20 protein-coding genes and 1 other RNA gene are annotated in these 23,727 nt (G+C 55.0%); 19 read left to right on the top strand and 2 right to left on the bottom strand.

Features of this window, described 5'->3' with window-relative positions; all coding sequences use genetic code 11:
- The first annotated feature begins 6 nt into the window (after positions 1-6).
- The 14 genes from C4885_RS08430 (at position 7) to C4885_RS08360 (ending at position 15,127) form a co-directional block, all read left to right on the top strand.
- Positions 7-261 (top strand): DUF370 domain-containing protein, encoded by a 255-nt coding sequence (locus C4885_RS08430; RefSeq protein WP_113999898.1) that lies wholly within the window; start codon positions 7-9, stop codon positions 259-261.
- A 33-nt stretch (positions 262-294) separates the two neighbouring features.
- Complete coding sequence (gene gmk, locus C4885_RS08425) at positions 295-873, top strand: guanylate kinase (protein WP_113999897.1); 579 nt, start codon at positions 295-297, stop codon at positions 871-873.
- Between the two features lie 36 nt (positions 874-909).
- Entirely contained in the window at positions 910-3,165 is a 2,256-nt protein-coding gene (gene priA, locus C4885_RS08420) for a primosomal protein N' (RefSeq protein WP_113999896.1), read from the top strand.
- 21 nt (positions 3,166-3,186) lie between these two features.
- A complete protein-coding gene (gene def, locus C4885_RS08415; protein WP_113999895.1) occupies positions 3,187-3,702 on the top strand; it encodes a peptide deformylase in 516 nt (171 codons plus the stop codon).
- A 57-nt stretch (positions 3,703-3,759) separates the two neighbouring features.
- Positions 3,760-4,680, top strand: coding sequence for a methionyl-tRNA formyltransferase (gene fmt, locus C4885_RS08410; protein ID WP_113999894.1), 921 nt, complete (start codon positions 3,760-3,762; stop codon positions 4,678-4,680).
- Positions 4,677-5,999: a 16S rRNA (cytosine(967)-C(5))-methyltransferase RsmB gene (gene rsmB, locus C4885_RS08405; RefSeq protein ID WP_158538847.1), complete on the top strand. Its 1,323-nt coding sequence runs from the start codon at positions 4,677-4,679 to the stop codon at positions 5,997-5,999. The genes fmt and rsmB overlap by 4 nt, the downstream gene beginning before the upstream one ends.
- A 70-nt stretch (positions 6,000-6,069) precedes the next feature.
- Positions 6,070-7,194, top strand: coding sequence for a 23S rRNA (adenine(2503)-C(2))-methyltransferase RlmN (gene rlmN / locus C4885_RS08400; protein WP_242979519.1), 1,125 nt, complete (start codon positions 6,070-6,072; stop codon positions 7,192-7,194).
- The gene (locus tag C4885_RS08395; RefSeq protein WP_113999892.1) at positions 7,191-7,940 is read left to right on the top strand and encodes a Stp1/IreP family PP2C-type Ser/Thr phosphatase; all 750 of its coding nucleotides are present in this window, start codon (positions 7,191-7,193) and stop codon (positions 7,938-7,940) included. The genes rlmN and C4885_RS08395 overlap by 4 nt, the downstream gene beginning before the upstream one ends.
- Positions 7,933-9,834 carry a Stk1 family PASTA domain-containing Ser/Thr kinase gene (gene pknB / locus C4885_RS08390; protein ID WP_113999891.1) on the top strand — a complete coding sequence of 634 codons (1,902 nt, stop codon included), beginning with the start codon at positions 7,933-7,935 and terminating at the stop codon, positions 9,832-9,834. The genes C4885_RS08395 and pknB overlap by 8 nt, the downstream gene beginning before the upstream one ends.
- Entirely contained in the window at positions 9,834-10,697 is an 864-nt protein-coding gene (rsgA, locus tag C4885_RS08385; protein WP_113999890.1) for a ribosome small subunit-dependent GTPase A, read from the top strand. Before pknB ends, rsgA begins: the two co-directional genes overlap by 1 nt.
- Positions 10,697-11,338, top strand: coding sequence for a thiamine diphosphokinase (locus C4885_RS08380; RefSeq protein WP_113999889.1), 642 nt, complete (start codon positions 10,697-10,699; stop codon positions 11,336-11,338). The genes rsgA and C4885_RS08380 overlap by 1 nt, the downstream gene beginning before the upstream one ends.
- Positions 11,339-11,599: 261 nt before the next feature.
- Positions 11,600-13,165 carry a LysM domain-containing protein gene (locus C4885_RS08375; protein WP_113999888.1) on the top strand — a complete coding sequence of 522 codons (1,566 nt, stop codon included), beginning with the start codon at positions 11,600-11,602 and terminating at the stop codon, positions 13,163-13,165.
- Between the two features lie 13 nt (positions 13,166-13,178).
- Positions 13,179-14,654 (top strand): stage IV sporulation protein A, encoded by a 1,476-nt coding sequence (spoIVA, locus tag C4885_RS08370; RefSeq protein WP_113999887.1) that lies wholly within the window; start codon positions 13,179-13,181, stop codon positions 14,652-14,654.
- Between the two features lie 224 nt (positions 14,655-14,878).
- A complete protein-coding gene (locus C4885_RS08360) occupies positions 14,879-15,127 on the top strand; it encodes a pro-sigmaK processing inhibitor BofA family protein (RefSeq protein WP_113999885.1) in 249 nt (82 codons plus the stop codon).
- A gap of 253 nt (positions 15,128-15,380) precedes the next feature.
- Here the strand turns inward: C4885_RS08360 and rnpB are convergent.
- An RNA gene (rnpB, locus tag C4885_RS08355) (RNase P RNA component class A) lies at positions 15,381-15,740 on the bottom strand.
- A gap of 109 nt (positions 15,741-15,849) precedes the next feature.
- On the opposite strand from rnpB, the gene C4885_RS08350 reads away from it, so the two are divergent.
- The 5 genes from C4885_RS08350 to rlmH all read left to right on the top strand — a co-directional run bounded on the left by C4885_RS08350 (position 15,850) and on the right by rlmH (position 21,673).
- Positions 15,850-16,791 carry an RluA family pseudouridine synthase gene (locus C4885_RS08350; RefSeq protein ID WP_242979518.1) on the top strand — a complete coding sequence of 314 codons (942 nt, stop codon included), beginning with the start codon at positions 15,850-15,852 and terminating at the stop codon, positions 16,789-16,791.
- 67 nt (positions 16,792-16,858) lie between these two features.
- The gene (locus C4885_RS08345) at positions 16,859-18,760 is read left to right on the top strand and encodes a LysM peptidoglycan-binding domain-containing M23 family metallopeptidase (RefSeq protein ID WP_147237801.1); all 1,902 of its coding nucleotides are present in this window, start codon (positions 16,859-16,861) and stop codon (positions 18,758-18,760) included.
- 222 nt (positions 18,761-18,982) lie between these two features.
- Entirely contained in the window at positions 18,983-20,263 is a 1,281-nt protein-coding gene (locus tag C4885_RS08340; RefSeq protein WP_113999883.1) for a UDP-N-acetylglucosamine 1-carboxyvinyltransferase, read from the top strand.
- A 127-nt stretch (positions 20,264-20,390) separates the two neighbouring features.
- Entirely contained in the window at positions 20,391-21,179 is a 789-nt protein-coding gene (locus C4885_RS08335; RefSeq protein WP_113999882.1) for an MBL fold metallo-hydrolase, read from the top strand.
- A gap of 8 nt (positions 21,180-21,187) precedes the next feature.
- Entirely contained in the window at positions 21,188-21,673 is a 486-nt protein-coding gene (rlmH, locus tag C4885_RS08330) for a 23S rRNA (pseudouridine(1915)-N(3))-methyltransferase RlmH (protein WP_113999881.1), read from the top strand.
- A 332-nt stretch (positions 21,674-22,005) separates the two neighbouring features.
- Here the strand turns inward: rlmH and C4885_RS08325 are convergent, their stop codons facing one another.
- Positions 22,006-23,529: a 4Fe-4S dicluster domain-containing protein gene (locus C4885_RS08325; RefSeq protein ID WP_113999880.1), complete on the bottom strand. Its 1,524-nt coding sequence runs from the start codon at positions 23,527-23,529 to the stop codon at positions 22,006-22,008.
- Positions 23,530-23,727: the final 198 nt, after the last annotated feature.

Genomic DNA, 23,727 nt, shown 5'->3' with positions numbered 1-23,727 from the left:
CCGGCCATGAAGCTTATCAACATCGGCTTTGGCAACATGGTCAACGCGGACCGTGTGATCGCCGTTGTCAGCCCGGATTCTGCACCCATCAAACGTATTGTGCAGGATGCGCGCGACAAAGGCGCGGCCATTGATGCAACCTATGGCCGCCGCACCCGCGCGGTGATCATTACGGATTCTGATCATGTGGTGCTTTCGGCTTTCGAGCCGGAGGAAGTTTTAGGACGTTTTGAAAAAGAACAGGATAAACCAACCGTGTAACCACCTGTATAATATGTGTTAGGGGGATTTTGCATGAAAGGCGAAAAATATTTGTTTGTTGTTTCCGGGCCTTCCGGCACCGGCAAGGATACCGTTGTGGCAAAGCTGCTGGGCAGCCACCCAGAAATCGAAAAGACCGTTTCCGCCACCACCCGCACCATGCGCGAAGGGGAAGTGAACGGTAAAAACTACCATTTTTTGACCAAAGAGCAGTTTGAAACCGCTCTGGCAGAAGGTAATATTGTTGAGCACACCTGCTATTGCGAAAACTATTACGGCACCCTGCGTTCCGAAGTTGAGCGCCATATGGAGCAGCAGATTCCGGTTATTCTGGTGATCGAAGTGGAGGGTGCCGGCAACATCAAGCGGATGTACCCCGGTTCCACCACCATTTTTGTCATGCCGCCGGATATGAAAGAGCTGGAACGCCGCCTGCGTTACCGTGGGACCGAAGCGGAGGAAGTCATTCAGAAGCGCCTGCGCCGTGCCGAGACCGAGATTGCCCGTTCGGCTGATTATGACGAGCATGTGGTCAACGATGTTGTCGACACCTGCGCCGAAGAGATTTATTCCATCATCCAAAAGCGCATTGCCGAGCCCGATGCCGAATAATCCACTGCCCCAAACGCCAAAACAGGAGGTGCGTGTTTGCCCTGCATTGCAAAAGTGGCGGTAAACGACGCCACCATCCATTTTGACAAGCTGTATTCCTATCTGGTTCCGCCAGATTTTTCGGAATCCCTCTGGCCCGGCAGCATTGTGTTGGTGCCGTTTGGGCGTGGCAATCACCCACGGATGGCTGTTGTTCTGGAAGTAGGAGCGGAAGAAGCCCCCGATCCACGTTTAAAAAGCCTGCTGGCCGCCGCGCCGGAAAAAGCCCGCTTGACCCCGGATCTTTTGGAGTTGGTACACTTTTTGAAGGACCGTTATTTCTGTACCTGGTACGAGGCGGTCAAGGCGGTCATTCCGTATGGCGCGCAGTACCAGCCCGGCATGGAAAACGGAAAGCCCGTATTAAAAAGCCGCCTAACCCGCACGCTGGAAACCGTTTATGCCCTGGTTGGCGAGCTGCCGGAGAAACCAAAACCCGGCGCACGCCAGATTCAGGCCGTGGAAGCGCTGCGCGCAGGGCCTTGCACCAAATCCGCTTTGGAAGCGCAGGGGATATCTTCCTCCACTTTAAACGGGTTATGCCAGAAAGGCATTCTGAAAACCGAACAACGGGATAAATCGCTGGATTTATTTGCTGATATCCCCTTTGACCCACAGCCGCTGGAACTATCGCCGGAGCAGCAAACCGCTTACGACCAGCTGGAACAGGATTTGCTGAGCGGACAGACCCGTGCGGCATTGCTGCACGGCGTTACCGGCAGCGGCAAAACCGCCGTATTCTTAAAGCTGATTGAAAAGACATTGGCGCAGGGCAGGCGGGCTCTGGTACTTGTGCCGGAAATCAGCCTGACCCCGCAGATGACACGCCGCCTGAAATCCATGTTCGGCAGCCGCCTTGCGGTGCAGCACTCCGCGTTGAATAACACCGAGCGCCTGCTGCAATGGCGGATGATCCAAAATGGCGATGCCGATATCGTGATCGGCACCCGCAGCGCTATCTTTTCACCGCTGCAAAACATTGGGCTGATCATTTTAGATGAGGAACAGGAACACACCTACCAAAGCGAATCCGCCCCACGCTATTCCGCCCATGACGTTGCCAAAAAGCGCGCCATGATGGAGCATTCCCTGCTGCTGTTTTCCTCCGCTACGCCGCGCACCGAAACCTATCACGCCGCCATAAGCAGCCGGATGCGGCTTGTTACGCTGACCCACCGTTATGGCGGTCGCCCGCTGCCAACGGTTGATTTTATTGATATGCGCGCCGAACTTGCCGCTGGGAACCCGCGGGAAGTCAGCCAGCGGATGGTACAGGAACTCGCTGCCAATCTGCAGCGCGGGGAACAGAGCATTTTGCTGCTGAACCGCCGCGGCTACCAGACCGTTGGCATGTGCGGCACCTGCGGCCATGTGCTGAAGTGCCCCAACTGTTCCGTGCCGCTGGTTTATCATAAAGCGCAGCACGCGCTGCTTTGCCATTACTGTGGGCACCGGGTCAGCCCTGTACCAGGGCTTTGCCCGGAATGCGGCGGCAAAATCGTGTACAGCGGTTTTGGTACCCAGAAAGTGGAGGAGGAGCTGGCCGAACTTTTGCCCGGTACGCGGATCCTGCGCATGGATCAGGATTCGACCATGCAAAAAAACGCCCACGAAAAAATGTTGGCCCGTTTTGCCAAGCAGGAGTATGATATTCTGCTTGGCACCCAGATGGTTGCCAAGGGCTTGGATTTCGGCAATGTCACCCTGGTTGGTGTGCTGGGCATCGACTCCCTGCTTTTTGGGCAGGGGTTCCGCTCCTATGAGAATGTGTTCAGCCTGATCACTCAGGTCGTTGGCCGCGGCGGCCGGGCGGAACTGCCGGGTCGGGCATTGATTCAAACCGCCGTGCCGGATCACCCTGTCCTCCAGTTGGCCGCAGCGCAGGATTACCCCGCGTTTTACCAGCAGGAGATCATGTTCCGCAAGTTCTCGCTCTATCCGCCGTTTTGCTCATTCTGCGTGGTCAGTTTTTCCGGTGCGCAGGAGATGGAAGTATTTCAGGCTGCGCGGCGTTTTGCCGCCATTTTGGGGCAGCAGTTCGCTACACACCCCGGCCAGCCGCTGCGTGTGCTTGGCCCCACCCCCATGAACATTGCCATGATCAGCGGGAAATACCGCTATAAACTAACATTGAAATGCCGCAACGATGCGGGGTTCCGTACCCTGATGCACGCCGCATTGGATGCTTACGCCGCCGAAAAGCTGCCCGCAAAAGCCGGGATCGCTTTGGACTTTAATTCCGACGGCGATTGAATTTTAAGGAGGATTTTTATTATGGCTCTTCGTACAATCGTAAAAGATGGTGACCCCATCCTGAAAAAGGTCTGCCGCCCCGTTACCAAATTTGATGACCGCCTTGCCACTCTGCTGGATGATATGCAGGATACCCTGGTGGATGCTGACGGTCTTGGCCTTGCCGGCCCCCAGGTTGGCATGATGCGCCGCATTTTCATCTGCCTGGATGACCGCAACCGCCCGGAAGATGCCCCCGCCGATTACAAAGATACTTTTATTGAGTTCATCAACCCCGAAATCGAATACCTGAGCGACGAAACCGATGAACTGTATGAAGGCTGCCTGTCTTTCCCCGGCCACAACGGCGCTATTACCCGCTCCAAAAAGGTCAAGGTCAAAGCGCAGGACCGCAATGGCAACTGGTTTGAACTGGAAGCCGAAAACATGCTGGCCCGCTGCATCCAGCACGAGAACGACCACCTAAACGGCGTTACCATCATGGACCGTGCCACCCATTTTTATGAGGATGACTACCCGGAAGATGCAGAGGATTGATCCCGCTTTGTACATCAATTTTCCCATACGCTTACGATAAGAAAAGGAATAACTTCTATGCGTATCCTCTTTATGGGCACCCCTGATATTGCTGCCGAAAGTCTGAACGCTCTGATTGCCGCCGGGCACAATATCTGCGCTGTGTTTACCCGCGCAGATAAGCCAGTTGGCCGCAAACAGATTTTAACCGCCCCACCGGTCAAGCAGACGGCTGAGGCCAACGGCATCCCTGTTTATCAGCCGCGCACCCTGCGCGATGGCAGCTCGGATGAGCTGATCAAAAGCCTGGCACCCGATATTATTGTCGTTGTTGCTTACGGCTGTATTATTCCGCCACAACTTTTGCATGTGGCCAAATATGGCTGCATCAACCTGCATGTTTCGCTGTTACCCAAGTACCGTGGTTCCGCCCCTATCCAATGGGCTGTGCTCAACGGTGATACCGAAACCGGCGTGACTATTATGCAGTTGGACGAAGGGTTGGATACCGGCGATATTTTGTATGTGCAGCCGGTTGCGATTGACCCGGACATGACCAGCGGCGAGCTGTTTGACCGCGTAAGCGCGATTGGTGCCAAAACGCTGGTTGAGGTCCTGCCCAAAATCGAAGCAGGGAAGCTGACCCCAAAAAAGCAAGAAGAATCTCTCGCCACCAAGGCGCCGTCCCTGACCAAAGAGATGGCACAGTTCGATTTTACCCAGCCTGCTGCCCACATCCACAACTGGGTGCGTGGTATGAACCCATGGCCAATGGCGTTCTTTATGCACGATGGCAAAAAAATCAAAGTCACCGCCAGCAAGCTTTCTGAAAATCCCGCCAACGCTGCGCCGGGTTCTGTATTGGCGGTTAAGCCGTTGACCATTGCCTGCCAGGATGGCGCAATCGTGTTGGATTCCGTCACGCCGGAAGGCGGCAAGTCGATGGCGGGTACCGCATGGGCTGCCGGCCGCCGCCTGAAAGCGGGGGACAGCCTGTGACCGCGCGTTACCTGGCCGTCAAGGCCCTTATGCGGCAGGAGCAAAACGGCTATGCAAACCTTGTGCTGGATTCTGAGCTGAAAGCCTGCAAGCCGCCGCTTTCCCCGCGGGATGCAGCTTTTGCTTCCGGTATTTTTTATACCGTGCTGGAGCGCCGCAGCCTGCTGGACTGGATGCTGGCACAGTTTTCCAAGCGCCCGCTGGAAAAGCTGGATGCCCCTGTGCGGGCCATTCTGCGCGCCGGGCTGGCACAGGCCAAGTTTATGGATGTTCCGCTGCCTGCGGCTGTCAATGAATCGGTCAAGCTAGCCAAAGCATTTGGCAAAACCAGTGCTGCGGGTATGGTCAACGCCATGCTGCGCCGCACGGCCGCATTGGACCCCAAGCCGGAACATTGGCCGGATCTGGAAGAACGGCTGCGCACCTATTACTGTCTCTCTCAGCCGATTGCCGCGTTGTTTGCAGCACAGTATCCGCAGGATGCCGAGGCAATGGCTGCTGCGTTTTATCAGCGCCGCCCCACCGCCATCCGGGTCAACCCGCTGCGCACGACCGATGAAGCCCTGACGCAGACATTGCAACAGGAAGGTCACACCGTAACGGCTGGCCCATGGCCGCACTGTCTGCTGGTTATATTCAACGGTAATCCCGCTGCATCCAAAGCATTCCACGCCGGGCAATTCCATGTGCAGGGGTTAGCCAGCCAGTTTGCTGCCTTGTGCTGTGATGCCCGCCCCGGTATGCGGGTGCTGGACCTGTGCGCCGCCCCTGGGGGCAAAAGCCTGACGATTGCCGAGCAGATGCAGAACCGCGGTGAGCTGTTCAGCGGTGAAGCCATGACAGGCCGCGTCAAACTGCTGAAGCAGGCCTTTGACCGCTGCGGCATTGAGCGCGCCAAGCCTTACCATGGGGATGCCACTATCCTGAACCCCGCCTTTGGCCTTGGCAGCTTTGACCGCGTGTTATGCGATGTGCCCTGTTCCGGCCTTGGTGTCATCGGCAAAAAGCCGGACATCCGGGAAAAAACGCTGGATGGGATTGAAAATTTACTATTAACACAGCAAAAAATCCTGCAAAACGGCGCAAAATATCTTGCCCCGAACGGCCGTTTGGTGTATTCTACCTGTACGGTGAATCATCACGAAAATGAAGCCCAAGTACGCCAGTTCCTGCAAGACAATCAAGATTTTTCCCTTATAGCGCCACAAATCATACTGTCCGGTATGCGGGTGGGGGAGTACGGCACACTGTTTCTGCCGCACGAAACATCCACAGACGGTTTTTTTGCCGCTATTTTGGAGCGCCAAAAGAACCGCTGACGCAAAATACACAAATCGTCTATTCAAAAATTAGAGAAAAGGTATATAATAATTGGAGGGAAAGCACCGCATGCAGCAAGCACATATGCAGCCACAGAACGAACCCCAGGCAGAAACCAAAAAAAAATGTCTGACGGACCTGACGCTGCCCAAGCTGACGGATTACATTAAATCCATCGGCCAGCCAGCTTTCCGCGCCAAGCAGATTTTTAAGTGGATCCACCAAAAGCAGGCTACGGATTTTTCTGCCATGACAGATCAACCCAAAGCCCTGCTTGCCCAATTTGCACAAAACTGCACCCTGGCTGTGCCCACCATCCGCCGCCGCCAGCAGTCCAAAGACGGTACGGTCAAATATCTGCTTCAGCTTGCGGACGGCAACTGCATTGAAACGGTTTTGATGCGCTACCATTACGGCAACACTGTATGTGTATCCACACAGGTGGGCTGCGCTATGGGGTGCCGCTTTTGCGCCTCCACCCAGGCGGGCCGCGTGCGGGACTTGACCTCCGGCGAGATTGCTGCGGAAATTTATACCGCGCAAAAGGATACTGGGGAGCGCGTTTCCCATATCGTCCTGATGGGCATTGGTGAGCCGCTGCACAATTTTGATAACGTGATGGACTTTCTGGACATTATCTCCTGCCCGGAAGGCGTCAATATCGGGATGCGCAACATCAGCCTTTCCACCTGTGGCCTTGTGCCGGGAATTGATAAGCTGGCAGAGCGCAAATTGCAGCTGACCCTTTCAGTATCCCTGCACGCGCCGGACAATGTGACCCGCAGCTCCATGATGCCGGTTAACGATGCGTTCCCGCTGGAAAAGCTGATCCCGGCCTGCCGCCGCTACCAGAAAACGACCGGGCGGCGCATCAGCTTTGAATATTCCATGGTCAATGGTGTCAATGATTCGCCCCAAATGGCAAAAAAACTGGCCGATCTGATCCGTGGCATGGGGGCCCATGTCAACCTGATTCCCATTAACCCGGTCGATGGCAGCCCTTACTCGGCAACGGATGAAGCCAATGTGCGCCGGTTCCAGAAAATGCTGGAAGATTTGGGTGTAAATGCCACCATCCGCCGCCGCCTTGGTACCGATATCAGTGCTGCCTGCGGCCAGCTCCGGCGCGAAGATGCCAAACAGGCCGAACAAGCAACACGGCAAACGCCGAGCGAAAGGACCAACGCACAATGAAAATTGCAGCCCTAACAGATATTGGCAGCTGCCGCCAGGAAAACCAGGATAATTATTGTGCCCGTCAGTTGGTCGATGGTACTGGCTGGGGCCTTGTCTGTGACGGCATGGGCGGAGCCAACGGCGGGCGGGTCGCTTCCACCCTTGCCACCCAAACCATGCTGCGCTATTTTGACCATTCCCTGCGCACGATTGAAAACGGCGAAGAAAAAGCCTTTATGATGCGCGCATTTGATAATGCCAACCGCGCTGTATATGAAAAAGCGACCTCTGATCCCGAAGTGCTCGGTATGGGCACCACGGGGGTATGTGCTTTACAGCGCGGCAACCTGGCGCATATTGTACACGCAGGGGATTCCCGCGCGTACCTGTGGCATGGCGGAGCAATCCGCCAGCTGACGCGGGATCATTCCATGGTGCAGCAGCTGGTGGACAGCGGGCAGATCACCCGCGAACAGGCCGCCCTGCATCCGCAGAAAAATCTGATTACACGTGCCCTTGGCGTTTCGGCCAATATTGTGCCGGAATATAACCGCTGCGAGGTGGTTCCCGGTGACCTTTTGCTGCTTTGTACCGATGGTTTAACCAACATGGTACCCGATGCAGAGCTTGCGCTGCTTTTGCAGGAGTCCGCCTTTTTTGACGCGCCGGGGGTACTGGTTGACCGTGCCCTGAAAGGCGGCGGGCAGGATAACATCACCGTCCTTTTGCTGGGCGTTGAAACTACGGAGGAAACAAATGGATAATCTGATCGGCAAAAAGCTGGATGGCCGCTATCTGATTGAAAGTCTGATCGGCGTTGGCGGCATGGCCAATGTTTATAAAGGCCGCGATGTCCGCACCGGCAACCAGATCGCCGTCAAGGTGCTGAAAGAAGAGTTTCTTGATAACGAAGAGCTGGTCCGCCGCTTCAAGAACGAATCCAAAGCTATCTCGATTTTGAACCATCCCAACATTGTCAAGGTGTATGATGTTTCTGTAACAGATCAATTGCAGTACATCGTGATGGAATATATTGACGGCATTACGCTGAAAGAATACCTGAAGCAACGCAACGGTGCCCTAACCTGGAAAGAGGTTGTCCACTTTGCCACACAGGTGCTCAGCGCGTTGGATCATGCACACTCCAAGGGCATTGTTCACCGCGATGTGAAGCCGCAGAATATTATGCTGCAGGCGGATGGCTCCATCAAAATGATGGACTTTGGCATTGCACGCTTTTCCCGTGCACAGAGCCAGACTGTCAGCGACAAGGCCATCGGCTCGGTTCATTACATCAGCCCGGAACAGGCCAAAGGCGACCATACCGATGCCCGCACTGATATTTATTCTGTTGGCGTTATGATGTACGAGATGCTGTCCGGCAAGCTGCCGTTTGATGGTACTGGGGCAGTTTCCATCGCCATCATGCAGATCAGTGAAAAGCCGAAGCCGCTGGCTGAGGTTGCCCCCAATATCCCGGTTGGGCTGCGCCAAATCACCGAGAAGGCCATGGAAAAGGATCCTGCCGACCGTTACCAATCCGCGCAGGAAATGCTGGATGCCATTGCTGCGTTCCGCCGCGACCCCAGCATCAGCTTTGAATACGAATATAACACGCAGGACAACCCGGATAAAACCATTAACCGTGTTGTCAGCAGCAGCACAGCCAAAACAGCGGGCAAAGCCGCTGTCAGCACCAGCCAGGCACGCCGTGCCGGCACCATGAACAGTGGGAAAGGCAAAAACGTGAAAAAGCAGAAAGCCAAGGCAGCCAAGGGGTTCAGCATGCTGCCCATCTTCTTTGGTATGGCGGTCGCCTTTGTGATCGGTGCTGCCATTCTGGTCTATCTTATTTTCACCAACTCCACAAACTCTTTCTTCTCCAAGCATGCTGACGTACAGCTCATCAATTTTGTCGGCATGACGGAGGATGAGTTCCGTGCATCGGATTATAATTCCAGCCTGCTCGCCAAGTGGGTGTACGAATACAACGATGCACCGGAAGGAACGATTTTTCAGCAAAACCCTAAGCAGGGCCGCACTGTAAAGGCAGGCCAGAAAGTGACCCTGAAGGTAAGCCTTGGCACCCAGTGGGTCACTGTGCCGGATGTAAAAACATATGTAAGCGATGATGCCAAAAAGACCTTACAGGATAGCGGCCTTCAGGTTGTAAGCAAATATGTGGAGGACGAGAGCGTTGCCGCAGGCACCGTTGTGTATACCGAACCCGCCGGCGGCGAAACGGTAGAGGGCGGCAGCACCGTAAACATGTATATTGCGCGCTCCAAGCGAGACAACATGGTTTCCGTTACCTCCGTGACAGGTTTGCAGGTCAGCGAAGGCACCGCCGACCTGCAGCGCCAGAACCTGGTGGTCAGCGTTGTGGAACAGCCCAGCAACGAGGCCGAGGGCACTATTTTGAACCAGGAACCCGCTGCAGGCACCCAGGTACGCATCCGCAGCACGGTGCGCCTGTATGTGGCTACCGCAATGCCGGAAGTTGTGCAAGACCCCGTCACCTCGGATTCTCCGTCCTCTGGTGATGGTGCACGTTGGCCTCAGGAAATTACTGACGATAACGGTAATACATGGTGGGTCGATGTAGAACAGCGCGATGGCCATGTTTACCGCGTGGATACTGGTGAAATGCTGTGGTAATGACAAATTATATCACAAAGGGCATTGGCGGTTTTTACTATGTTAAAACCGAAACCGGCATTGTGGAGTGCCGCGCCCGCGGCATTTTCCGCAAACGCGGTATTACGCCGGTAGCGGGAGATCAGGTTGTATTAAGCGCCGACCGCACCACGATTGACGAAATTCTACCGCGCAAAAATGTTTTTATCCGCCCTCCGGTTGCTAACCTTGATGTGCTGTTTATTGTGGCAAGCACCACCCAGCCGGTGCCCAGCACATTGATTCTGGATGAACTGACTGCTGCCGCCGTTTATAAAGACGTGCAGCCGGTTATTGTCATCACAAAAGCCGACCTTGCCGCCGCGGATGCCTTGGAGAAAGCTTATGCGGATAGCACGATTCCTTTGATCCGGCTGGATTACGATACCGGCGAAGGTCTGGATCAAATTCGTGCGCGCATTGCAGGAAACTTGTGTGCATTCTGCGGCAACTCCGGTGTGGGCAAGTCTACACTGTTGAACGCGCTGGCTCCCCAGCTGGAACGCCAGACCGGCGGTATCAGCCAAAAATTGGGCCGTGGCCGTCATACTACCCGTGAAGTGGAGATTTTTGAGGTATGTGGTGGTCTGCTTGCCGATACCCCCGGTTTTGCCAGCCTGGATGCCAACAAGATTTGCCGCATTCCGCCGGAAGAGCTGCAGCATGCTTTCCCGGAATTTGAGCCGTATTTTGGGCAATGCCGTTTTACCGGCTGCTCCCACCGCAGCGAAAAAGACTGTGCGGTGCGCGCGGCTTTGGAAGAGGGCAAGCTTTCGGATACACGCTATCAGAGCTACCTGACCATGTACGAGGAAGCCAGCCAGTTAAAGGAGTGGGAACGCTGATGCAGGATCTTACCAAACGTGCCGTTATTCTTTCGGCCATGCCGGTTACGCCCGCTTTGTCCGCGTACCTGCAGCCGGGGGATACCGTTGTTGCCTGTGATGCCGGGTACCGCAATGCGGCTGTGCTGGGCATTCAGCCGGATCTGATCGTGGGGGATTTTGATTCTGCCCCCAAGCCGGAAACCACCGGTGATATGATCATTCTGCCTCATGTAAAGGACGATACTGATACCCACTATGCTGCAAAGTGGCTGTGTGAACGGGGGTACCGTCATATCGTCATGCTGGGTGCCCTTGGCGGCAAGCGGATGGAACACACGTTTTCCAACGTATCCACCGCGTTATACTTGGCAAGCAACGGCGTTGATGTCACCCTTGCAGACGAGCACAGCGAGCTGCATATTTTGTGTCCAGGCAAGCCGCTAACATTGCAAAAGAAAGACTGGATGTATCTTTCCGTGTTCCCGCTGGATGGGCCGCTGGGCGGTGTATCGATTCACGGCGTGTTTTATCCATTGAAAGATGCAACGCTGACACCGGATTACCCCCTTGGCATCAGCAATGAATTTACCGCACCTGAAGCTGAACTTTGCTGCCAAAGCGGCCATGGTCTTGTGATTTTGACCCGCGCTGACGGGTAACATTGCCTGCACCTGCTGCATAGTATGGCTTACAAACCTGGAAGGGGGAATATGCCATGCAGATTGTTGTGGTAAAATGTCCGCATGCCCTGCGCTGGCTGCTGCGCGCTGTATTTAAGGTTTAATTTTTCCATTGTAGCCCTGCCGGGCCGTATGTTTGTACGGTTCCGACAGGGCTATTTTTTTACCCCTGCGCATATAGTACACAAGAGGCAATCAAAAACTTTCCCCGTATCGGGGCAAGGAAAGGGGTATACCGCCATGCAAAGCAAAGCCGCCAACCAACCGCTTACCATTGAAACCGGCCAGGCCCTTGCCAATACTGGCCGCTGGGAAACCCGGCAGGAGCTGCCTGTTGAAACCGAGATTCTGATTCCGGATTACCTGCCCGCAGTGTTCAAAATTGTAAAGTGCCTGTTGGAACCCGTTATCATGCAAAACAGCGTGGCTGACCGCCGCTGGCAGTGCAGCGGCTACCTGCGCTGCACTGTGTACTATCAGTCCGATGAAGCCGGAACTCGCCTGTACCGCACTGAGCAGAAATACGCTTTTGAAAAAACCATTGACCTGCCGGAAGGCAATTATCTGCCCGGCGCCGCCCGCCTGTGGGGCGAACTTGAATACTGCAACTGCCGCTCTGTCAGCGAGCACCGCATTGACATCCGCGGCGCTTATACCTTAAATGCTGCTATTGGCATGGTTGAGCCGGTAGAGTTTATCACCAACCTGACCGGCTGCGGCGTTGAGCAGTGGAGCCAACAGCTTAACGGCATCATCTGCGCTGCGTGCGAGGAACGCACCTTTACTGCAGAAACGCCGTTTCCGTTGCCCGGTGAAGGTGAAACAGTTCTGGACATTACGGGCAGTTTTTTGCCCGGCACATCCAGCGTTCATACCGGCCAGCTGGATGCAGCCGGAACCCTTGCCATGCAGCTCTGCTCCCGCGCTGCCGGTACAGAACAGCTTACAATTCAAACCAAAGATGTTCCCGTCACCCAGACGCTTGACCTGCCCAACGCCGCAGAAGGCGACAGTGCGGTACTTTGGGGCGAAGTATTGGCCTGCACCCTGACTGCGACAAAGCAGGAAGAAGAGCCGCTTTTGAGCATCACATGGAAGCTGCACGCTGAACTCTGGCGCCCGACAGTGTACATGGCGGTTTCGGATGCTTATTCCACGATCTGTAACATGACGCTTGAAAAGCGGACTTTCAACCAGTTCATGCCTCTTGCCAGTGTAGATACCACTATCCCGGTTATGATCGAAGATGACCTGCCGGATGCCAATGTTTCCATTCTGGGCTGTTTTGTCACGATTGGAGCCCCACAGCTGACCGCCGCAGAAAAGGGTGATGTCATCCAAGTTGCCGGGCGCGGTACCGCGCACCTGATTTGTGCGGATGACCGCGGCGAACTGACCTGCTATGATAAAATCTTCCCCTGGGCCCTGGCGGAGACCTTCCACGGTTCTATCGGGCAAAGCATCCCGCACTTGCACGCAGCGGTACGGCATATTGCCAGCAGCCGCGCCGGAAGCAAAGCGCGGGTCGAGCTGGAACTACAGGTAAGCGGCATTCTGCTGCAGGGAATTCCGCACGAGGTCGTTTTCTCCGCCACGCCGGGAGAAGAATACCCTGACAGTAAGGATGGGCCTGCGCTCTACCTGTACTATGCCCAAAAAGGGGAGTCCATTTTTGATATTGCCCGCCGTTACCATGCCCGCGCCAGCGACCTCGCCACGGCTAACCACCTGACCATCCCGGAAGGGCAGAGCGTCCAGGAGCTTACTGCTGACGCAACCTGCCTGCTGATACCGGCAGCTTTGTGAAAGGGGATCTGCAATGACACAGGATCAAATTTATCAGAACATTGCACAGCGTACTGGCGGCGATATTTATATCGGCGTGGTCGGCCCCGTGCGCAGCGGCAAAAGCAGTTTCATCAAGCGCTTTGCGGAGCTGATGCTGCTGCCCCGCATCAAAAACGAAGCACAGCGCGCCCGCGCCAAAGACGAACTGCCCCAATCCGCCGCCGGGCGGACGATCATGACAACCGAACCAAAGTTTATCCCGGAAAAAGCGGTCAGCATTGACCTAAAAGCCGGCGGAAGCTTCCGCGCACGGCTAATCGACTGCGTGGGATATATGGTGGATGGTGCCCTTGGGCACGAAGAAAACAACGCCCCGCGGTTGGTCAAAAGCCCTTGGTTTGACCAAGCGGTTCCCTTTGACCAGGCAGCTGAAACCGGCACCCGCCGGGTCATCCGCGAGCACGCCACCATCGGTCTTGTTGTAACAACGGACGGCAGTGTGGCGGAACTCCCACGTGAAAAGTATCTGCCCGCGGAACGCCGCATCATTGCCGAACTGGATGAAATCGGCAAGCCGTATCTGATTTTGCTGAACTGCACAGAACCGGACAGCGAACCTGCCCATGCGCTTGCTGCCCAGATGGAAGAAGTCTATCATCACCCGGTTTGCCCCATCAATGCCGTCAACCTGACAGCGGAACAGCTAAACAATATCCTGCAAAAGCTGCTTTATGAGTTCCCACTGCGGGAAATTGCCGTTTCGATGCCGTCCTGGGTCACCATGCTGGAACCGGGGCACTGGCTGCAAAGTTCTGTCTACCAGGCCCTGCTGGAACTGGCCGGCAGCGTGCACAAAATGGGGGATATGACCCGCGGCAAGCCCCAGCTGAACTGTGCCAACACAACCGGCGTTACCATAACCGGCATGGACCTTGCCTGCGGCCAGGTGCAGCTGCGGGTTGGTATTGAGCCTGATATCTTTTTCAAGATTTTGGGCGAGGAAACCGACCTTCCCATCACAGATGAAGCCAGCCTTTTGCCCTGTATGCTGGAGCTGGCTAAAGCCAAAGCGGCGTATGACAAAATCAAAAGCGCCTTGGAGCAGGTTCAGGCCACTGGGTACGGCATTGTTATGCCCGGTATTGAGGAACTGCACCTGGAAGAGCCCGAAATCGTCCGCCAGGGCGGGCAGTATGGGGTACGGCTTTCCGCCAGTGCCCCCAGCCTGCACCTGATGCGCGCGACCATCCACACCGAGCTTTCGCCAACCGTTGGCAGCGAGGAGCAGGGAGAAACACTGATCCAGGGGCTTTTGAAAGACTTTGAGAGCGACCCCAGCAAGTTGTGGAGCACCAATATTTTTGGCAAAAGTCTGAACGAACTGGTGAATGAGGGTTTACAGGCCAAACTTATGCATATGCCCGCCGAAGCCCGCACCCGCCTGCAGCAGACACTGGAACGCATTATCAATGATGGTTGCGATGGGCTGATCTGCATTTTGCTGTAAGGAGGTGCCGCATTGTTCAGGCAAAAAAGGCTGGCCAGAGCTGCACAAATCCGGTGTGAGAACACCCGCAGGGCGTTCCACCTCTCTTTGCAGCAACTACGCCAGAACGAAGCCGCCTTCCAACAGGCGCAGGAAGACTTTGCCATCGAACGCACCATTTATGAGCACGCCGCCTTAATGTGCCACTGCCGGGCAATCTTGCGAGAACTGAGGGGGAGTGGCACATGCCTGCATCTATAATCGCTGTGGGTATTTTCTGTCTGCTGGTCACTGCCCGCGCGGCTGCCTGCCGCCGCTGGCCGCTGCTTGGCATTTTTGGTGGGGCAGCATGCGGTCTGGCCGGGCTGGGGGCAGTGGCACTGCTTGGCCCTTTAACGGGCGTCGCTCTGCCGCTGAACGCCCTGACTGCGGGAACCGCCGTTATCTTAGGGCTGCCGGGTGTAATTCTATTGATGGTGCTAAACCTGTTATAGTATTACTTTTTAAGGCAATACCGCATAATTCCAAGTGCCGATACGGCGAGCGAGTTGCGGCAGCTGCTAAGCCAAAAGCGCAGATAATACTTTGTGTATTATCGAGCATTTTTGCAACGCAGATGCCGTGCCGCAGCCGCCGGAGCGGTGCTTAAGCCGTAAGGCGGGAATTATGCGGTGTTGCCTTAAGCTCAGAACACGAAAAAGCCCCGCGCACAGTATTTTTACTGCGTGCGGGGCTGATTTGTTATAAAAAACGACTGGACCGTAAGCCGGGTTCTGTATTAAACGACGATCTATCTTGGTTTTACGTTGCCGCAAAACTCCGCGGCCCCAAAGGGCCGTCACGCCAACTCCGGGACGTGCGAGGCTTCCACATATGTCCCATACGGTTGTTGCTTCTGACAGGGTTTACATAGCCGCAAAGTCGCCAGTGCGCTGGTGAGCTCTTACCTCGCCTTTCCATCCTTACCGCCTGTTGGGGGCGGCGGTCTATTTCTGTTGCACTATCCCTAGGGTCACCCCCGGCTGCCGTTAGCAGTTGCCATGCCTCTGTGAAGCCCGGACTTTCCTCAGGGCGGTCAAGCCGCCCCGCCGTCGTATGTTCCACTCGTTTGTGTATTATCATACCATATTTTTGCATCATTTGCAACTGCTGTTTTTTTGTGTTATAATGTATTGCGTATGAGCCGCTCCGGCGGTTCCGAACGGAGGTCAAACTGATGCAGATGCTGCATTTCCGCGTGCCCACATCCTGCAATGGCATGCGCCTGAATATTTTTCTGCGCACCATGGGTGTCAGCTCCGCCTGCATCAAGGCGGTCAAATATCAGGGCACCGGCTTCTGTGTGCGGCTGGGGGATGAGGTCATCCCCGTCCATACAGATTACCGCGTTGCAACAGCGCAGATTGTTTCGTTCGCTCTGCCTCCTGAGCCTCCCACCGCTGTTCAGCCGGAGCCGCTGCCTATTGATGTTATCTATGAGGATGAGTTTGCGGCTGTATTGAACAAACCTGCCGGCATTGCGGTACACCCCACATTAAACCATACCAGCGGGACCCTTGCGAACGGCTGGCTGTACCGCCTGAAATGCCGCGGCGAGGATGGCGTATTCCGCCCGGTCAACCGCATTGATAAAAACACCAGCGGCCTTGTGCTGTGTGCGCAGAATGCCTTTGCCGCGCCGGAACTCGCCAAGACTGTACAAAAGTGTTATCTTGCCCTGGTGGAAGGCCCGCTGCCCGTTGGGTCGGGCCGCATTGACGTCCCGATTGCGCGCCGCGGCGATTCCATCATTGGCCGCTGTGTAAGGGAAGACGGCAAGCCCAGCGTGACGGAATACACCGTGCTGGCCGCCAGCGCTTCCCATGCATTGGTTTCCTGTTTTCCGGTAACGGGCCGTACCCATCAGATCCGCGTTCACTTTTCCTGGCTCGGCCACCCACTGGCGGGGGATAGTTTGTACGGCGGCCATACGGATATCATTGCGCGTCACGCCCTGCATTGCGCAGTGTTGCGGTTCAACCGCCCCGCGGACCATGAGCCCCGCCGGGTGCAGAGCCCTTTGCCGGAGGATTTTCTGGCCGCCTGCTGCGCAGCCTATCTGCCAGACAAAGAAGAGATTCAAACAATGTTACAATCCGTGCTGCCCTGCGCTGAGTAGCACAAACCGCCTACATTGCACCCTATAACCCCATGCACGCGCCTTTGCGCGCGGAAAGGAGCCCCTTTTGAGCACAAATCCTACCCATTTGGAACAACAGAATCAAACTGAACAACAAAATAAAGCACCTGTATCTTCTATCCGTACTCACAGCGGTTTTACCCTCTGGTTGGACGGCCTGCGCTGCAAGCTGACCGTACACGCCTGGCGGCGCAGAACAAAAAAAGCCCGCCGCCATCACAGCTTCCGTCAGGTACTGGCGCGTGTTCCGCACGCGAACCTGATTGGCGATGCCTTGTACATGATCGGCTTTTGGGTCGAGTATGCCGTGGTTTGCGCTGTGCGCGGTACTTACAAAGTTGCTTCTACCATTGGCATGAACGCAGCCCGTTTGCTTGTCACAATCATCCGCCCGTTTGCTCTCGGCATCATTACCCTGTGCGAGGATATCGTCGAGCCGTTCCAGGTGGTTGGCTCCGGCATACGCCATTTCCGCGCAATTTCGGATGAACTTTCTGACGAAAGCGCCCATACCATCCGCAAGGAAAAACTCCGTTATTTCGCCCATGCCGCACGGCAATTTTTGCCGCTGCTGCTGAACGCGCTTTCTTACATTATGCCGGTTGCTGCGGCGGCAGGCTTTTTGTATGTGGTGCAGAGCGGGCTGAACCAGAACTTTGTTCTGAATGTTCAGGTTAATGGAACGTCTGTCGGCACGGTAGCCAGCGAACAGGTATTTGAAAGCGCCCGTGAAGATGTGCGTTCCCGTATCACCAATGCGGAAGCTGTTATGGCTTCCACCGGCGCACAGGTTTCGGATGACAGCTGGGATGTTACCCCTACCTACACGCTGGAATCCGGCAGCAGCACCATGACGGAAACCGAAGCTGCGGACGCCATTCTGTGCGCTTCCAGTGACCAGATCGGCGAAGCAACCGCTGTCTATGTGGATGATTCCCTGCGTTTTGTCACCACGGAAGGCGACCATCTGCGCACCTATCTGGAAAGTATTAAAGCGCCTTACGTCAACGCAATGGACCAGAACAAGCGCGTCAGCTTTGTACATGACATCAAGCTGGTTGACGGCATTTATCTGCTTTCTTCCATTTTGGATTACAACAATGTGATCAGTACCCTGAACCAGGGCGGCGGCCCCACCTATTACACCGCAGCAGCGGGGGATACTGTTCAGACAGTTGTGGATAATACCGGTGTATCCTGGGATACGCTGGCCGCATTAAACCCCGATCTGACCGGGACCGATGAAGTTCTGGATGAGGGAACCGCTGTTATGACTGGTGTTTCGCACCCGGATATGCTGCAGATCAAAGAGGTCGTGCGCAGCACCTATACCGAGCCGATCCCGTTTGACACCCAGACAAGTGAATCGGACGAATATGATTTCGGCAAGACGGTTGTTGTGCAGGAAGGTGCCGACGGCACCGAGGAGATTACCCGCGAAACCACCTATATTGACGGCGTTGAAAGCTCCAGCGAAGTTGTCAATTATAAAGTTTTGCAGAACCCTACCACACAGCTGATTGTTAAAGGTACTAAGCTTGCCAGCGGCATGGTTGCCCGCATTGGCAGCGGCACATTTGTATGGCCTGTTCCGAACTATACCTATGTCAGCCGCTGGATGAGCTCTTACCATAAGGGTGCCGATATCTGTGCCGCTTACGGTACCCCCATCATTGCATCGGATTCCGGCAAGGTCGTTACTGCCGGTTGGCATTACAGCTATGGCAATTATGTTATTATCGACCACGGCAACGGCTACCGCACGCTGTATGCGCATATGTCGCAGCTGAAATGCACAGCAGGCCAGGCCGTGAACCAGGGCGATGTCATCGGCCTGGTTGGCTCCACGGGTGACTCTACCGGCAACCACTGCCACTTTGAGATGTATTATAATGGTGCTCGCTTCAGCGCCCAGACCTACTTTGGCGGCATGCGTGCTTCCCGCTAAGCGGCGGGAATGATGCAAGTCATCCCTGTTATACCGGTATTTTCCTGTAGATTTGGCGCAAAAAGATTTCATTCAGGTTACAATTTATCTATTTTTTTACAAATAATAGGGTCAGCGCTTTTCAAAGTACACCGGATGGTGTATAATATGATATAGGTGTGCGGTGGCTCCTGATTACTGTGGGCTGTTTCGCACGTTTTACCCTAAAAGGAGAGTAGCTGCTTGGAAAAGTTTGTGATTCATGGGGGCAAGCCCCTGAACGGCGATGTCGTTATCGGCGGCGCCAAGAATGCCGCTGTGGCAATTTTGCCGGCCACCATTCTCGCGGCAGATAAATGTACCATCGAAAACCTTCCCTGTATCAGCGATGTTATGGCCTCCCTCCAGATCCTGAGCGAGCTGGGGGCCAGCATCCGCATGATTAGCAAAAGCACATATGAAATTGATACGACCCATTTGAACTGCACCGAGGTATCGAACGAGCTTTCCCGCCAGATGCGTGCCAGTTATTATTTTTTGGGCGCGCTGCTGGGCCGCTTTGGTGCCGGTCAGGTTGCCATGCCCGGTGGCTGCAATCTGGGACCGCGCCCGATTGACCAGCACCTGAAAGCCTTTACCGCTATGGGTGCCGATGATTCCGTTGAATACGGCATGATCCGTGTTCGTGCAGAGCACCTGACTGGGAGCCATATCTTTTTTGATACGGTTTCCGTTGGCGCCACCATGAACGCCATGCTGGCCGCTGTGAAAGCGGAGGGCCTGACCATTCTGGAAAACGTTGCCCGTGAGCCGCATGTTGTAGACCTTGCCAACTGCCTGAACATGATGGGTGCTGATGTGCACGGTGCCGGTACGGATGTTATCAAGATTCGTGGCGTCAAGCAGCTGCATGGTTGCTCTTATTCCATCATTCCGGACCAGATTGAAGCGGGGAGCTATATGGTTGGTGCAGCTATTACCGGCGGCGATGTGACCCTGCACAATGTGATTCCTAAACATATGGAGCCCATTACCGCAAAGCTCCGCGCCGCTGGTTGCGAAGTGACCGAATACGATGATGCCATGCGCATTGTGCGCCACGGTGCCATCCATCCGGTTAAAATCAAGACCATGCCGCACCCCGGATTTCCGACGGATATGCAGCCATTGATGACTGTGCTACTGACGCTGGCCGATGGCACTTCCATTGTAACGGAAGGCATCTGGGAAAACCGCTTCCGCTATGTGGACGAGCTGATCCGTATGGGTGCTAACATCCAGGTCGATGGCCAGGTCGCCGTTATTGAGGGTGTGAAAAAGCTGTATCCCGCCCCGCTGCGTGCGCTGGATCTGCGTGCCGGCGCGGCAATGGTCATGGCTGCCCTTGCCGCGGATGGTGTCAGCGAAATTGACGAGACCGCACACATTGAGCGTGGTTACGAAAACATTGTAGAAAAGCTGCAGGCACTTGGCGCGGATATCCGCCGTGTAGAAGTCCCTGTACGCATGACTCGCGCGATGTAACACTGGCTTTTACGGGCCGCAGCAATGCGGCCTGTTTTTTATGGCCGTTGGCAAAAGCGTTTCATCAAAGGCTGTATTTTGCATTGATGCGCCCGTGCAGCCGCAATTCAAAAGGATATCATTCTTTATGGCATTATTTACCACACTGTATTCCGGTTCCTCCGGCAACTGCGCCCTGATTTTGCACGAGAGAAAGTACCTTCTGATCGATATGGGCAAAAGCTGCCGTACAACCTTGAATGCGCTCCGCAGCCTGGGGCTTGCTGTATCCGACTGTGAGGGCATTCTCATTACGCACGAACACTCAGACCATGTCAGCGGGTTGGATACTTTTTTCAAGCATTATTCGGTGCCAGTCTATGGCTGTGCTGACACATTGGATACGCTTTATTCCCGCGGAACCATTCCGCCCGCACTGGACGCGATTGCCATGGATGGCCGCACTGAGGATATTGGCACATTCCGTGTTTCCAGCTTTCCCACCAGCCACGATGTACCGTGCTGTGGCTACCGCGTCACAACGCCGGACGGCCACATTATGGCGCTTGCCACGGACCTTGGTGTATTAACTCCTGTCGTGCAGGAAAACCTTGCCGGTTGCAGCCTGGTTGCGCTGGAAGCCAACTACGACTCGTTCAGCCTGCACGGTGGGCCGTATCCTTATTATCTCAAAGTGCGTATTGCCAGCGACCGCGGCCACCTGGACAACCGCGCCTGTGCGGCCGAGCTGCTGGACCTGATTCAGGACGGCTGCAAAAAGTTTGCGCTGTGCCATCTCAGCCAAACTAACAATTCGCCAGAGCTGGCACTAACCACAGTATACAATGTCTTGCTTGCCGCTGGCATCCAGCCTGGGCGGGATGTGCTGATTCAGGCACAGTCCCGCAATGAAGTAAGCCCCTACATAGAGTTCTGAGGTACCCCATGCAGAATATTGATTTGATTTGTGTTGGAAAGCTGAACGCGCCCTATTTTGCGGCAGGCGTTGCCGAATATCAAAAGCGTCTTGGCGCTTTCTGCAATTTCCGTATTATTGAGCTGCCAGAAGCTGCGATTGCAGATAAAAACGCCAGTGACGCCCAAATCAGCAAAGCTCTGGACAAAGAGGCAACCGCCATTCTTTCCAGCCTGCGCAAAGGGGAATATCTCGCCGCACTTTGCGTGGAAGGTAAACAATTTTCCAGTGAAGAGCTAGCAAAACTGATTGCAGACCGCGCCAATAGCGGGGCGGGGGATATTGCATTTGTAATTGGCTCATCCCACGGGCTGGCGGATTCTGTAAAAAAAGCCGCCAACGCAAAGCTGTCCATGGGACGCATCACGATGCCGCACCAACTGGCCCGCCTTGTACTGACGGAACAGATCTACCGCGCCTGCACCATCAACAATGGCATGAAATATCACAAATAATATAAAACAGCAAAGCCACGCCAATGTTCTGTCTGGCCTTGCTGTTTTTATGCCTTATATTTTTTTATGCGAAAATGGACGGTCAGCTCTCTTAAATTATCAAACAGCCAAAAACTGATCTACCGGGCTTGCTGCTTTCCTTAACACTCCTTTTTGTGGATAGAGACAAGTCGTCCACAGGGCAGTGCTTTAACAACTGCATGTAAAAAACAAAAACATTCCCCGGAACCATTCTGCCCTAACAGCAAACCAGTTCCGGGGAACGTTATATTATATTTTGTTTTGGCTTACCGGGTCAGCCTATCGGCTCGACTTCCGCTACGCCGCAAAAATTAGTACTTCAGCTTATCCAGGGTATCCTTGTACGGGGTATCGGCAGCGGTCTTCATCGTTGCCTGTGCCTTGTACTTGTTCAGCATCATTGCGCTGCGGGCAGGATCAGCCAAAGTGCCGGCACCGGCAATGCAGCCGCCGGGGCAGGCCATACCTTCCAGCAGATAGCCGTTGTACTTGCCGGCAGCAGCCAGCTGCATCATCTTCTTGCATTCTGCCAGGCCCTGTGCGGAAACGACCTTCACTTCGCGGGTCGGGTCTTCCTTCTTGATGACATTGACGACCGCCTGTGCAACACCGCCGCTGACGGCAAAGCCGCGGCCGTCGGCACTGGCATTGTTGAAGTTATCATTCGGGTCATCCGGCAGGTCATCAAAGTTGATCTGCTTGGCTTCAAACATGCCCATCAGTTCTTCAAATGTCAGGACAAAGTCAACCTCGCTGCGCACACTGTGGCGGCTGGCTTCCAGCTTCTTTGCGGCGCAGGGGCCGACAAAGCAGATACGGGCTGCGGGGTGATCCTGCTTCAGCAGACGGGCAGTCAGCACCATGGGGGTCATGGCCATGCTGATGCAGTCAGCAAACTTGGGGAAGTTCTTCTTGGCCATAACGCTCCATGCCGGGCAGCAGGAGGTTCCCATGAACGGGTGCTTGGAGGGGACTTCCTCCAGGAAGTCATGTGCTTCATCAATGGTGCACAGGTCAGCACCGATGGCAACTTCTGCAGTGTTGGCAAAGCCCAGTCGCTTCATGGCCTCGCGCAGTTTGGCGGGGGTCATGTTGGGGAACTGGTTGACAAAGGCAGGTGCCACGATGGCGATGACTTCATCTCCGCGCTTGATGGACTGGATCAGCTGAAAGATCTGGCCCTTATCCACGATAGCGCCGAACGGGCAGTTGACCAGGCACATACCGCAGGATACGCACTTGTTGTAATCAATATCTGCGCGGCCATGCTCGTCAGAACGAATAGCACCAACGCCGCAAGCCTTGGCGCAGGGGCGCTCCACCTTGACGATGGCGTTGTACGGGCAGGTGGTTACGCAGCGGCCGCACTTGATGCAGAGATCCTGATCAATGTGACTGCGGCCATTGCGGAAGCTGATTGCCTTTTTGGGGCAGACCTCCTGGCAGGGGTGAGCCAGGCAGCCCTGGCACATGCTGGTAACCTTTATGATCTTTTCCGGGCACTTGTTACAGGCAAACTTGATAACGTTGATCAGCGGCGGCTCATAGTACTTGTCAGCAATTACGCTGTGCTCCAGGTCTTCGGTAGCGGAAACGCTCTCGGTAACCGGGCGCAGAGAAAGGCCCATAGCCAGACGGATGCGTTCAGAAACAATCGCTCTCTCCAGGAAGATGCTGCTGCGCAGCGAAGAGTCCTCGCCGGGCATGATCTTAAATGGCAGGTCCCGGATTTCCTTCGCGTAATCTGCCATTTCATTGCTCTCATAGGACATGCGGGCAACTTCGGTAAATACCTTGCGCCGAATGTCGGTTACAGGGGTATAAATGCCTCTCATTGTGCTTATGCTCCTTACACAAAACTTCTAATTGGCCGTATGTGCAAAGCCGCGGTTCGGCCCCGCACACGCACATTTGCTGGATGTGCGCCGCAATGGAAATTGCTGTTTTCCATGCTCTAAGGCAACACCGCACAATTCCCGCCTTGCGGCTTAAGCACCGCTCCGGCAGCTGCGGCACGGCATCTGCGTTGCCAA

It is taken from the genome of Subdoligranulum sp. APC924/74 (genome assembly GCF_003324125.1).
In the GTDB taxonomy this organism is placed as follows: Bacteria; Bacillota; Clostridia; order Oscillospirales; family Ruminococcaceae; genus Gemmiger; species Gemmiger qucibialis.
Note: the sequence above shows the minus strand (reverse complement) of the source record. Positions and strands in the feature narration are given on the sequence as shown.